Source organism: Devosia sp. (assembly GCF_028290625.1).
Classification (GTDB): Bacteria; Pseudomonadota; Alphaproteobacteria; order Rhizobiales; family Devosiaceae; genus Devosia.
Window position 1 is genome coordinate 22589 of the sequence record NZ_JAQGJM010000019.1, and the last position, 12587, is coordinate 35175.

Annotated in this window: 13 protein-coding genes and 1 riboswitch; of the genes, 9 read left to right on the forward strand and 4 right to left on the reverse strand. The window is 63.7% G+C overall.

All coding sequences use genetic code 11. The features are described 5' to 3' along the window. Nucleotides 1-94: 94 nt before the first annotated feature. Nucleotides 95-451, reverse strand: a complete 357-nt coding sequence (locus JWR51_RS09600) for a DMT family protein (RefSeq protein ID WP_299746749.1) — start codon at nucleotides 449-451, stop codon at nucleotides 95-97. 170 nt (nucleotides 452-621) lie between these two features. Here JWR51_RS09600 and JWR51_RS09605 point away from each other — a divergent pair, with 170 nt between their 5' ends. The 8 genes from JWR51_RS09605 (at nucleotide 622) to cobO (ending at nucleotide 9676) form a co-directional block, all read left to right on the forward strand. Beyond that, complete coding sequence (locus JWR51_RS09605; protein ID WP_299746752.1) at nucleotides 622-1239, forward strand: hypothetical protein; 618 nt, start codon at nucleotides 622-624, stop codon at nucleotides 1237-1239. Nucleotides 1240-1282: 43 nt separating this feature from the next. Then, nucleotides 1283-1495, forward strand: a riboswitch (cobalamin riboswitch). Between the two features lie 36 nt (nucleotides 1496-1531). Beyond that, entirely contained in the window at nucleotides 1532-1714 is a 183-nt protein-coding gene (locus JWR51_RS09610) for a CbtB-domain containing protein (protein WP_299746754.1), read from the forward strand. A 33-nt stretch (nucleotides 1715-1747) separates the two neighbouring features. Further along, nucleotides 1748-2494 (forward strand): CbtA family protein, encoded by a 747-nt coding sequence (locus JWR51_RS09615; RefSeq protein ID WP_299746756.1) that lies wholly within the window; start codon nucleotides 1748-1750, stop codon nucleotides 2492-2494. Continuing rightward, nucleotides 2491-3546 (forward strand): cobalamin biosynthesis protein CobW, encoded by a 1056-nt coding sequence (gene cobW / locus JWR51_RS09620; protein ID WP_299746758.1) that lies wholly within the window; start codon nucleotides 2491-2493, stop codon nucleotides 3544-3546. The genes JWR51_RS09615 and cobW overlap by 4 nt, the downstream gene beginning before the upstream one ends. A 1-nt stretch (nucleotide 3547) precedes the next feature. Further along, complete coding sequence (locus tag JWR51_RS09625; RefSeq protein ID WP_299746760.1) at nucleotides 3548-4006, forward strand: hypothetical protein; 459 nt, start codon at nucleotides 3548-3550, stop codon at nucleotides 4004-4006. A gap of 169 nt (nucleotides 4007-4175) precedes the next feature. Then, on the forward strand, nucleotides 4176-5195 hold the full coding sequence (locus tag JWR51_RS09630) for an endonuclease/exonuclease/phosphatase family protein (RefSeq protein WP_299746763.1): 1020 nt from the start codon (nucleotides 4176-4178) through the stop codon (nucleotides 5193-5195). A gap of 27 nt (nucleotides 5196-5222) precedes the next feature. After that, nucleotides 5223-9038, forward strand: a complete 3816-nt coding sequence (cobN, locus tag JWR51_RS09635) for a cobaltochelatase subunit CobN (protein ID WP_299746766.1) — start codon at nucleotides 5223-5225, stop codon at nucleotides 9036-9038. Further along, nucleotides 9035-9676, forward strand: coding sequence for a cob(I)yrinic acid a,c-diamide adenosyltransferase (cobO, locus tag JWR51_RS09640; protein ID WP_299746768.1), 642 nt, complete (start codon nucleotides 9035-9037; stop codon nucleotides 9674-9676). Before cobN ends, cobO begins: the two co-directional genes overlap by 4 nt. On the opposite strand, the gene JWR51_RS09645 is transcribed toward cobO, so the two are convergent. Both JWR51_RS09645 and JWR51_RS09650 read right to left on the reverse strand, forming a co-directional pair. Continuing rightward, nucleotides 9673-10152 (reverse strand): hypothetical protein, encoded by a 480-nt coding sequence (locus JWR51_RS09645; RefSeq protein WP_299746770.1) that lies wholly within the window; start codon nucleotides 10150-10152, stop codon nucleotides 9673-9675. The genes cobO and JWR51_RS09645 overlap by 4 nt on opposite strands. 48 nt (nucleotides 10153-10200) lie before the next feature. Next, the gene (locus JWR51_RS09650) at nucleotides 10201-11097 is read right to left on the reverse strand and encodes a cation diffusion facilitator family transporter (RefSeq protein ID WP_299747081.1); all 897 of its coding nucleotides are present in this window, start codon (nucleotides 11095-11097) and stop codon (nucleotides 10201-10203) included. A gap of 304 nt (nucleotides 11098-11401) precedes the next feature. On the opposite strand from JWR51_RS09650, the gene JWR51_RS09655 reads away from it, so the two are divergent. After that, nucleotides 11402-11914, forward strand: coding sequence for a cobalamin biosynthesis protein (locus JWR51_RS09655; protein WP_299746772.1), 513 nt, complete (start codon nucleotides 11402-11404; stop codon nucleotides 11912-11914). On the opposite strand, the gene JWR51_RS09660 is transcribed toward JWR51_RS09655, so the two are convergent. Continuing rightward, nucleotides 11833-12576, reverse strand: a complete 744-nt coding sequence (locus JWR51_RS09660) for a cobalt-precorrin-6A reductase (protein WP_299746775.1) — start codon at nucleotides 12574-12576, stop codon at nucleotides 11833-11835. The genes JWR51_RS09655 and JWR51_RS09660 overlap by 82 nt on opposite strands. Nucleotides 12577-12587 lie beyond the last annotated feature (11 nt).

Sequence of the window (12587 nt, forward strand, 5' to 3'; positions counted from 1 at the left end):
CCCGCCCTTGATCCCTCCCCGCAAGGGGAGGGAGACGACTGGGAATTCAGCGCCCTATCTTCCCCAGGAAGGAGGCGGCCGCTTGCACTGAACCCTACTTGAGCGGCCCCTTGAAGATAAAAAACGCTCCCCCAAAAATCAGCGCGAACCCCACGGCATGGTTCCAGTTCAGCCTTTCCCCCAGCACCGTCACCGCGAAGATCACGAACACGCTGAGCGAAATCACCTCCTGGATAGTCTTGAGTTCCGCCCCTGAATACACCCCGAACCCGATCCGGTTCGCTGGCACCGCCAGCCAATATTCGAACAGCGCGATGCCCCAACTGCTCATCACCGCCACCCACATCGCCATGGCTGGAAATTTCAGGTGCCCATACCAGGCAAAGGTCATGAACACGTTTGACGCGATCAGCAGCCCGATCGGCGCGAGGGTAGCGAAATTGAGGCCCATGAATGCTCCGGTCAGTAACAGGATCGCGCGTCAACGCAGATGCTTGGTCGCCCGTTCCAACGCAAGCTCGGCTTGCTGGGTGAGGGCCCTTTCAGCACTCGTTCATAGGCTGAGTCGGCTATAGTGGGACGATCTGGCCAAGATCATTTTCGTCACAAGGGACATCCGCCATGCTTGCCCGTTTATCCTTCGCCTTGCTCTGCGCCTGCCTTGTCGCCACTCCGGCTTTGGCCAAGGACAAAACCGCGTTTTCCTGCACCGGCGTTTTCGGCCCGGACAGTTCCGAGGCCCTGTTGATCAAGACTTATGGCGCCGATAACGTGGTCACTGGCCAGGTGCCCGGCGCCGAGGGCATCGACATGCTGGCCACCACGGTATTTCCCAATGATCCGGACAAGACCATGGTGTTCGGCTGGATGAACGAGGAGACGCGCGAGGGCCTCGGCTTCGTTGATCTGCCCCCCTCGATTGAGGGCCCCCATGGTGTCCATATCGGCATGAGCGTCGCCGACGTCCTCGCCATCAACGGCCAGCCTTTCAACATCGGCGGCTTCTGGTGGGATTACGGCGGCTATGCCCAGATCGAACAGGGCACGCTCGCCAATGCCGATGACGCGACCTGCTTCCTCTCGCTGCGCTTTTCCCCGGCCGAGGAATATCCCCAGGATCTCGATGTCAGCGCGGTCTCGGGCGAAGTCTCCATTCCGGCCGACGAACCGCTGCTCGAAAAACTCGACACCCGCCTCACCGTGGTCAGCGTCGGCTTCCCCAGCGCTGAAGCCGAATGAGCCGATTGGCGGCGGGGCGGATTGACCGCTCCGCTGCCGCGGCGTACACCAAACCTGTGTTGGTTTCCCGCGCCCGCTGCGGCAAGGGAATCAAAAGGGAATACGGTGCGGATTACCCATCAGGGGCCAAAACCGGAACTGCCCCCGCAACTGTAAGCGGTGCGCTCTTCTCATATGCCACTGGCGAAAGCCGGGAAGGCGAGGGGAGCTGTATCCACCGCGAGTCAGGAGACCTGCCAACACCTATCCAGGCGAAGAGCCTACTATCAATGTGCACACGGAGGGTGTTGCTATGAATACCGTTACCCAGACTGCCGGCATTGCCGGTCTCACCATCTCTCAACGGCTTATTGCCGGGGGGTTGGCCTTTATCATTGGCATGACGCTGCTGTTCGGCGTCGGTTTCGCCAGCGACATGGCTGTTCATAATGGCGCGCACGACACCCGCCATTCCATGGGCTTCCCCTGCCACTAAGCACCCGCCGCTTAGCGGCTTGAGAGAGAAAAAATGAAACTGTTCCAGCGAATCTTTTTCGCTGCGGTCCTTGCCGGGCTCGCAGCAGGCCTTGTCATGTCCGCACTCCAGCAATGGAAAGTCGTCCCCCTGATCCTGGCCGCCGAAGTCTATGAAAACGCCGAACCGGCGCACGAACATGAGCACGCGGCCGCATCCACCGATGCCGCCGCCCCGGTCGCCGCGCACGAGCACGACGAAAACGCCTGGGCCCCCCAGGACGGCTTTGAGCGGACTGCCTATACGGTCCTCGCCGATGTCCTGGGCTGCCTCGGCTTCGCGCTCGTCCTCGTTGCCGCGTCCGTTGTCTTCAAAATCGAAATCACCGTTGCCAATGGCGTGGTCTGGGGGCTTTGCGGCTGGATCGTCTTCCATCTCGCCCCTGCCTTTAGCCTGCCGCCTGAACTCCCTGGCATGCCCGCCGCCGATCTGGCCGCCCGCCAAACCTGGTGGTGGGGCACCGCCATAGCCACGGCGGCCGCGTTCCTGCTGGTCGCCAAGTGGCGTAATTCGGCCGCCATCGCCATTGCGGCCGCGCTGATCCTCGTGCCCCACATCATCGGCGCGCCGGCTCAGCCCGAGGAAGCCAGCGCCGTTCCCGCCCATCTGGCCACCGCCTTCGCCGCCTCGGCGCTTACCGTGTCTGCCGTGTTCTGGCTGCTGGTTGGCCCGCTGATCGGCTTCTTCAACGAACTGCTGTCCCGGGCCGACGCGCCCGCCGCCCGGAGTGTTCCCGCATGAGCAAGATTCCCACCACCGTCATCACCGGCTTTCTCGGCGCCGGCAAAACCACCCTCGTGCGCCATCTCCTGGCACACGCCCCGAAGGGCAAGCGCATCGCGCTGATCATCAACGAATTCGGCGATATCGGCGTCGATAAGGACATCCTTGCCGGCTGCGGCGACGACACCTGCCGCGAAGAGGATATGATCGAGCTGTCCAATGGCTGCATCTGCTGCACCGTGGCCGAGGATTTCATCCCCACCATGCAGGCTCTGCTCGCCCGCCCGGACAAGTTCGATCACATCGTCATCGAAACCTCGGGCCTGGCGCTACCCCAGCCGCTGATCCGCGCCTTTAACTGGCCCGAGATCAAGGCCCAGGTCACTGTCGACGCCATTGTCACCGTCGCCGATGCGGCAGCGCTGGCCGAGGGCCGCTTTGCCAGTGACGAAGCCGCCATCGATGTCTTGCGAAAGGCCGATGACATGCTGGATCACGAAACGCCGCTCGGCGAACTATTCGAGGACCAGCTGTCCGCTGCCGATCTGGTCATCCTCAACAAGACTGATCTCGTCGACGCCGCCACCCTCGCCAAGGTGGAAGCCAGCCTGCGCGCCGAAATGCGCCCCGGCACCGGCCTGATCCACGCCCATAACGGCCACGTCGATATCGGCGCTCTCTTGGGTCTCGGCCTCGGTTCGGAAGCGGACATCGCCAACCGCCCCAGCCACCACGAGCTGGAGCATGGCGGGCAAGCCCACGAGCACGACGATTTCGACAGCTTCTCGCTCCGTTTCCCCTCGATCCTGGGCAAGGACGAACTTCTCGCTGCCATCGAAACCACAATCCGCTCCCACGACGTGCTGCGTCTTAAGGGCTTCGCCGCCATCCCCGGCGCTTCGGCCCGCCTCGCCATCCAGGCCGTCGGCCCGCGCCTCACGACCTACTTCGACCGCCCCTGGAAGGACGGCGAACTGCGCGAAACCGCGCTGGTGGTGATCGGCGAAAGCCCGCTCGATCGCGCCGCGATCACTGCGAGCCTCGATCGCGCCGTCGATAAAGCCGCCTGACATGACCCAGCGTAACGTTTGGCTCGTCGTGATGTCGGTCGCTGTCGGTCCCCTGATCGGCAGCCTGGCCTTCATGGCGGGCATGACGCTTTACGATTGGCTGTCGCAAGCCGGTGGTCCCGGCGCCGTCCGGTTTGTGCTTGATTATTGGCCGATCATGTTGACCGGCGGCTATGTGCTTGGGTTCATTCCAGCACTGATTTTCGCCATCGCCATGGCGAACCTGTCGTCTCGCATCAGCAGCCGGCGCACGCGCCTTGCAATCGCGGCGCTGCTGGGGGCAGTAATCAGCCTCGTCATTGTCGGCTTTTTCACTGTCGGCGGATTTGGTGGGATGACCGCAAGCGTCCTCGTCCTCATGGCCGTCGCGGTGACGGGTGCGGTGGCGGGGCTTGTTTGCATGGCAGTCATCGAATGGCTGCATCCACTGCACAAGCCGGCGCCCACGGCCGCAACCTGATGCACCGTCTCTCCGCCCAGGCCGAGGCCATCAAGCAGGAAGGCGAGGCCGATCGCGAGTCTCTGGAATTCAGCGGCGTGATGAGGGCTTGCCCTGTCATGTCGGCGCCTGCGCCCCGTGTTAGCGTGTTCCGGCAATCCTGCTGGAACACCCGAACGCGAGGCCTGCCATGGCAAGCACTTTCCTCAGTTTCACCACCTGCAATACCCTCAATCTCAACCTGCCCGGCAAGCCGGTCTATGCTGATGCCGACGGCTGGAGCGAACAGCAATACAATGCCAAGGTCGGCTGGCTCGGCCGCACCCTCGCCACCATGCAGGCCGATGTCTTCGGCTTCCAGGAACTCTGGCACGGCGACGCGCTCGACGATGTCCTGGCCCAGGCCCACCTTGAGGCCACTTACACGCCGCTCGTGCCCCCCAACCATGATGGCGGCCGTATCGTCTGCGCCGGCGCCGTGCGTAACGATCTGTTGCTTGGCGAGCCCGAATGGATCGAGCATTTCCCCGACAATTTTCGGCTCGAAAGCGAGGGCGACGACGCGCAGACGCCAGCCATCGCCGTGCGCATCAACAGTTTCTCCCGCCCGGTCCTGCACTTCACCGTCAAGCCGACTGCCAATGCCGTGCCGATCAATGTCTATGTCGTCCACTTCAAGTCCAAGAGCCCCACTCAGGTCTTCAAGGAAGACTGGTACGAGGCCGAAACCTATTCCCGCCACGCCGAAGCGCTTGGCTCCGCCCTGTCCACCATCCGGCGGACAGCTGAAGCGGCCGCTTTCCGCATGCTGCTGGTCGAAAAGCTCCGCAACACCGACGAGCCAGTCGTCGTCCTTGGCGACATCAACGACGCCACGCTCTCCAACACCGCCAACATCCTCACTGGCCAGCCGAACTATCTATTCGGCCGCTCGGTCGGCGGCGGCGACGTCGATCTCTATACCGTCCAGACGCTGCAACAATACCGCAGCACGCGCGACGTCTACTACACGCACATCTTCAACAATGAGCGCGAGTCGCTCGACCACATCCTGGTCAGCCAGGAATTCTACGACAATTCGCGCAAGCGGATCTGGTCGTTCCACAGCATGGATATCGCCAACGACCATCTCAATGCCGACGATCACAAGACCTCCGGCACCACCGACCACGGTGTCGTCCGCGCCATCTTCAAGCTCGATCCCGCCTGATCGATCGCAAGCTGGGGGGAGGGGCTGATGCACCTCCTCTCCGCCCAGGCCGGCGCCATCCAGCAGGAAGGCGAGGCCATCGACCTCGCCCAGTCCGCCGGCGCCCTGATCTTTGCTTCCGCCGCCGATAGCGAACTGGCCATGCTCGCCGCCGCCGCCGATCGCGCCGGCGAAACCAAGCTGCGCCTCGCCAACACCCTGCGCCTCAGCCACAATCTGTCGGTCGATCTCTGGCTCGATCAGACCGTTTCGCACGCCCGCCTCGTCGTCCTCCGCCTCATCGGCGGCGTGGCCTATTTCCAATACGGCGTCGACGAACTCACCGCGCTGTGCGCCAACCATCGCATTCCGCTGGTCCTCCTCCCCGGCGACGCCAACCCTGACCCAATCCTGCAATCGCGCTCCACGATCCACCCCGACGACTGGCAGCGCCTACATTCGCTCCTGATTGCCGGCGGCCCGGACAATGCCGATGCGCTGCTGCAGGCATTCAAGCTTTTGGCGGCCCCTTCCTCACCTCACCCCTCCGGGGAGAGGTCGCCGGCAAAGCCGGCGGGTGAGGGGCCCTTGCTCGCTACTTTAACGCCCGCCCCCTTCGCCCGCTTCGGCCTCTGGCACCCCGCCCTTGGCATGACCGATGAGGTCGGGCTCCGCGCACAACTAGAGGCGAACCGTCCCCACGTCCCCATCCTCTTCTATCGCGCCGCGCTCGAAGGCGCCGGCACCGCCACCATCACCGCCCTCATCGCCGAGCTGGAGCGCCAGCACCTTGCCCCGGTCCCCGTCCTCGTTTCCTCCCTCAAGGAACTCCCCTGCGTCCGCTTCGTGCAGAACGCCCTGAGCGCGTTCCCGCCCGCCGCCATTTTCAACCTCACCGGCTTCGCCCTCGGGCTCGACGCGCTTGACGCTAAGTCCAACCCCTTTGCCACCACCGACGCGCCCGTGATCCAACTGATCCAGTCCGGCCGCTCCGAGGGGCAGTGGCTTGCCGATCCGCAAGGCCTGTCCTCCAAGGACATGGCCATGTTCCTGGTCATGCCCGAACTCGACGGGCGACTGGGCGGACTGATCGTTGGTCACAAGGCCGATGCCGTCTGGCACGAGCGCTGCCAGGTTCCGCTGACAGCCTACACCCCCGACCATTCCGGCATCAGCCGCGCCGTCGCCCTCGCCTCCAACTGGTCCCGCCTCCGCGTCGCAGCCCGCGCCGAACGCAAGGTGGCCCTCGTCCTCGCCAATTACCCCATCCGCGATGGGCGATTGGCGAATGGCGTGGGATATGATGCCCCGCAATCCACGGTGGAGATGCTCAAAGCCCTGGCGACCGCCGGCTATGATCTTTCTTCACCTCTCCCTTCGGGGGAGGGGTCGGCCGCGACGCGGCCGGGTGAGGGGGCCTTTCCCGCAACTGGCAACGCGTTGATCGAGCAGCTCCAGTCCGGCCCCACCAACGCCAATCCTACTCGCGGGTCATCCCCCGCCACCCTGACGCTCGCTCGCTACCGCACCCTGTTCGCCATGCTCCCGCCCAAAATCCAGCCCGAAGTCACCACCCGCTGGGGCGACCCCGCCACCGACCCCTTCGTGCGCGAAAACACCTTCCACCTTCCCGCCCTCATCTTCGGCAACGTCGCCATCTTGCTCCAGCCCGCCCGCGGCTATCAGCTCGACGAAACCACCAGCTATCACGACCCCGCTCTGGTCCCACCCCACGCCTACCTCGCCGCCTATCTCTGGCTGCGCCACGAGTTCGGTGCGCATGCGTTGATCCACAACGGCAAGCACGGCACGCTCGAATGGCTCCCCGGCAAGGCCACTGCGCTGGATGACGCCAGCTATTCGGACGCCCTCTGGGGTCAGCTTCCGCACCTCTACCCGTTCATCGTCAACGACCCCGGCGAGGGCACTCAGGCCAAGCGCCGCACCGGCGCTGTCATCATCGATCACTTGGTTCCCCCGCTGACCCGCGCCGAAATCTACGGTCCCCTCAAGGACCTCGAGGCACTGCTCGACGAATACTATGCTGCCTCCGGCATGGATCGTCGCCGGCTGGCGGACCTGCGTCGCCGCATCCTCGATTTCACCCGCGACGCCCGCCTCGATCGCGACATCGGCCTGCCCGAGGACGAAACCGCCGCCCTGATCAAGATCGACAATTTCCTCTGCGACCTGAAGGAGGCCCAAATCCGCGACGGCCTCCACATCTTCGGCCAGTCGCCGCAGGGCGATGTCGAGCGTGACCTGACCGTCGCGCTCGCCCGCGTCCCGCGTGGGGACAACGGGGGCAAGGATGCGTCCCTGATCCGCGCCCTGGCCGATGACCTCAAGCTGGGCTTCGATCCCCTGACTGCCAAACTGGGCGAGCCGTGGACCGGACCTGTTCCCATCTCACCCCGCCCACCGGCAGACACCAATTTTCGTACTGTCGGCGACGTCGTCGAACACCTGGAATCCATCGCCTCACGCTTGGTCGATGGCGAGGCTCCACCCGCCGACTGGACCGCCACCCACGCCGTTCTGGCCACCGTCAACGAGATCATCCGCCCCCGGCTCGCCGCCTCCGGCCCGGCCGAAATGCAGGCGCTGCTCGACAGCCTCGATGGCAAGTTCATCGCCCCCGGGCCCTCCGGCGCCCCCTCGCGCGGCCGGCTTGATGTTCTCCCCACCGGCCGCAACTTCTACTCGGTCGACAATCGCGCCATCCCGACGCCAACGGCTTGGGAACTTGGCAAAAAATCCGCCGAAAGCCTGGTCCTCCGCCACTTCCAGGATCACGGCGTCTATCTCAAATCGGTCGCCCTCTCGGTCTGGGGCACCGCCAACATGCGCACCGGCGGCGACGATATCGCCCAGGCGCTAGCGCTGATCGGCGCACGTCCCACCTGGGACCCGTCGTCCCTCCGCGTCTCCGGCTACGAAATCATCCCGCTGCCGCGCCTCGACCGCCCCCGCGTCGACGTCACCCTGCGCATTTCCGGCTTCTTCCGCGATGCCTTCCCGGCCCAGATCGCCCTGGTCGACCGCGCCGTCCGCGCCATTGGCGCCCTCGACGAACCCACTGAAGACAACCCCATCGCCGCCCGCATGCGCACCGACGCGCTAGGCCTGATGGCCGAGGGCAACTCCGAGCGTGACGCGGCGCTTGCCGCCGGCCACCGAATTTTCGGTTCAAAGCCAGGCACTTACGGTGCCGGCCTGTCCGCCCTGATCGATTCGGGCACGTGGACAACAAAAGCCGATCTCGCCAACCGCGCCCTCGATTGGGGCCAATATGCATACGGCGCCCAGGCCGCGGGAGTGCCCGAACGCGCCCGTTTCGCCGCTCGCCTGTCTGACCTCGACGCGGTCATCCACAATCAGGACAATCGCGAACACGACCTGCTCGACAGCGACAATTACTACCAGTTCGAAGGTGGCCTCGCCGCCGCCGCCGAAATGCTAAGTGGAACCAAGCCTCTAGGCTATCACAACGACCATTCCCGCCCCGAACGGCCGCTGATCAAGACGCTGGAGGAGGAAATTTCCTTCGTCATGCGCTCGCGCGTGGTCAATCCGAAATGGCTCAACGGCGTCAAGCGCCACGGCTATAAGGGCGCGTTCGAGATCATCGCCACACTCGATTTCATGTTCGCCTTCGCCGCCACCACCGGCGCGGTCAAAAGCCACCATTTCGATCTGGCCTTCGAGGCCTTCGTCGAAGATCAGGCCACCCGTGATTTCATCAAGCAAAACAACCGCTTCGGCTATGACGAACTGATCGCGAAATTCAACGAGGCCCGCCAGCGCGGCCTCTGGACCCCACGCTCCAATTCCGCCTACGCTTATATGGAGGAGACACCATGATCGACCGCGCGCCCAAGAAAACCGACCTGATGAGCGAAGCCGAGCGCGATGCCTATCATGCCGAAAAGATGCGCAAGAAGAAGGATGCGCGCGACAAGATCCTGTCGACGAAGACCGACGAGAAGGGCCTGCTGATCGTCCATACCGGCAAGGGCAAGGGAAAATCCACGGCCGCTTTCGGCATGGTGTTCCGCGCCATCGGCCACGGCTTCAAGGTCGGTGTGGTTCAGTTCGTCAAGGGCGCCTGGGATACCGGCGAGCGCGATATCCTGCTGAAATTCCCCGAGTTGGTCACCATCAACGCCATGGGCGAAGGCTTCACTTGGGAAACCCAGGACCGCCAGCGCGACCTAGCCGCCGCCCGCGCCGCCTGGGAACAGGCCAAGGCGCTGATCATGGACGAGAGCTACAAGCTCGTGCTGCTCGACGAGCTGAATATCTGCCTGCGCTACGATTATCTTCCGATCGAGGAAGTCGTGGCGTTCCTCAAGCAGAAGCCGCACGACACCCACGTCATCGTCACCGGCCGCAATGCGAAGGACGAACTGATTGAAATCGCAGATCTGGTCACCGAAATGACCGAGATCAAGCACCATTTCCGCGCTGGGGTGAAGGCCCAGGCGGGCATCGAGTTCTAGCAAACGCTTTGGAGCGAGCCCACCAGCTTGTCCACCACGCCGTTCATGCGCGCTATGTCGCGCGCCGAATGTTCCAGGCGGAATGCCGCGTAGCTCTGCCGGTCGCACAGCAGGATCATGCGCTGGTAGAGGATGCGAGAACCCTTGATGGCGGAGAAGCTGGCCCATTCCGGCGTCACCGCCTGATAAGTCACGTTCCAGGTGCCGGCCTCGTCCTGCTCCATGTGCCATTTGACCTCGGCTTCGAAGCTTTCGTTGCCCACGCCGAGCAGGCCGCCCCAGATTGTCAGCCGCTGCGCGCCCCGGCGATGCTGAAATTCCTGCCCGTCGCCATTGTCGCTTTCGCCCTGGCCCAGAAAATCCGGCGGGATGGCAACGCTGTAGCCATAGCGGTCATTGTCGTAGTGACCCCAATCCTGGGCCGAAGCGGGACCCACAAGTAGGGCAAGCAGAAAGGCGAAAATCAGTGTGCGCATGCGCTAGATTTGCCTGCACGGGCCCAACCCAGCAAGTCAAAACATCATTCAGAGCACCACGATTCCGGCATGCTTGGCCTTGTTTTCAGGCTCCACATGGATGGTGATCTGAATGTCCTCAACCGCCTCATGCAGCTTTGCTTCGATATTGTCGCAGATCGCATGTGCCGCATCTACGCTCATCGCGCCCGGAACCACCAGGTGGAAATCGATGAAGGTCAGCGACCCGGCCTGCCGCGTGCGGATATCATGCGCCTCGATCGCGCCATCGGCATTGCTGGCAATGACCTCGCGGATGCGCTTGAGCCGATCCGGCGGCGTCGCGGCGTCCATCAGCCCGCCAACGCTATCGCGCATCACGCCCCAGCCCGACCACAAAATGTTCAGCGCCACAAGACCCGCCAGGATGGGATCCAGCACCGCCCAGCCGGTCAAAAGCACCAACACCAGTCCGATCAGCACGCCGACGGTCGAGATCACATCTGTCAGCAGATGCTTGCCATCGGCTTCCAGCGCCGGCGAGCGCACCTTGCGGCCGTAGCGGATCAGAACGAACGCCCAGACGACGTTGATCGCCGTCGCGCCCAGGCTGATGGCAAGGCCCTGCGCCGGTGCCATTGGCAGGTGCGGCGCAAAAAAGCCGAGTATCGCCTCGCGCATGATCAGGATTGCCGCCACGATGATCATGACGCCCACGATCACCGCCGAGAAATATTCGGCCTTGTGATAGCCATAGGGCAGGGCGGCGTCGGCCGGCTTTTGTGCCAGCCGCACCGCGATCAGGGCAACGATGGCGGTGACCACGTTGACGATCGATTCCAGCGCGTCCGAATACAGCGCCACCGATTCCGTGGTCCACCAGGCCAGCAATTTGAGCCCGAGCACGACCAGCCCGACCACCAGGCTCAACGCGGCAATCGTCACCGTCTTGTTTGCCGCTGCAATTGCCAAAATATTGCCCTGTTGACTCCGGCCAGTTTACGCGACCGCCAAGACTGGGGCATAACGCTCCCCGCCCACTCGCGCAAGTCATTGTATTTGCAAATCATTTTCAGAAGCATTCCGAACTGGGCAGCGGCTGGCAAGCCTTTGATTGACCACGCGGTTTGCTCGGCCTAGAACCAATCCAATTGCAGCGTTCCCTCAAGGAACTGAAACAGAGTCCGGTGCGGTCGACCCAAATCGGGGACCAAGTCCGGAGCTGCTCCGGTCTTTTGCGAACCTGCCTCTTGCGTTCAAAGAGGCGATCATGGCCAAGCCTGCCCCATCGGCATCGGGTTTCGATGCCGCTACAACGCCACCCATTGTCGTCGGCATCGGCTGCCGCCGCGGCGTCGCGGTCGACGAAATCATCGCTTTGGTTGAAGACGCCTTTGCTACCGCCAACCAATCGGTATCCCTGCTCGTGGCCATCGCCTCGTTGGATCGCAAGGCGGCCGAGCCCGGCCTTGTAGCCGCCGCAGCCTATTTCCGCATCCCCCTCAGAACCTTCACGGCCATCGAGCTAGCGGTCTCGGAAGCCAGCGTTTCCACCAAAATCCAGACTCTAGTCGGCACGCCAAGCGTTGCCGAAGCCGCGGCCCTACGCGCCGGGTCGCTCCTCACGCCGAAGCTCAAATCCGCCCACGCCACCTGCGCGCTGGCTCTCACCGGCCCCGATTTCGATCTTGCCAGCTTCGGTCAGGCTGCTCCCGGCAATACGCCCGCTTCCACCGCCAGCATGGCCGCATCGAGGTCGCTGACCTCCAATGCCGGGCCATAGGCGGGCCGCGCGATCATGATCACCTTGACCCCCAATCGCCGCGCCGCCTCGAGCTTGGCCGCGGTCTGCCCGCCGCCCGAATTCTTGGTAACCAGATGAGTGATTCCCTCGCGCTCCATCAATTGCAGCTCGCCCATCAGCTCGTAGGGCGGTCGCGCCAGCAGGAGGCTGGCATGCCGCGGCAGTTCGAACGCCGGCGGCTCGATCAACCGCACCACGAACTGGCAATCGTCGCGCTGCAGAAACGCCTCCAGCCCCATATGGCCGGTGGTCAGCAACACGTCGGCATTGGGGGGCAGCGCCGCCGCGGCCTCGGCCACCGTTTGCAGCGTCAGCCAATCATCGCCCTCGCGCTGCTGCCAGGCCGGGCGCATGAATCGCACCAGGGGAACGCCGGTCACTTTGGCGGCCGTCACCGCATTGATCGAAATCAACCCCGCATAGGGATGGGTCGCGTCCACCAGCCGCTCGGTGCCGACGGCGCGCATATAGGCGCAAAGCCCCGGAATGCCGCCGAATTTGCCCATGCGAATATCGCCTTCGGGCAATTTCGGATCGGTCGTGCGTCCCGCCAGCGACGACATCACATCGTGCCCCTTGGCGACCAGCCGGTTGGCCAGTTCGCGCGCTTCCGCCGTTCCGCCCAGAATCAGGATTTTCATCAGCCGCCCGG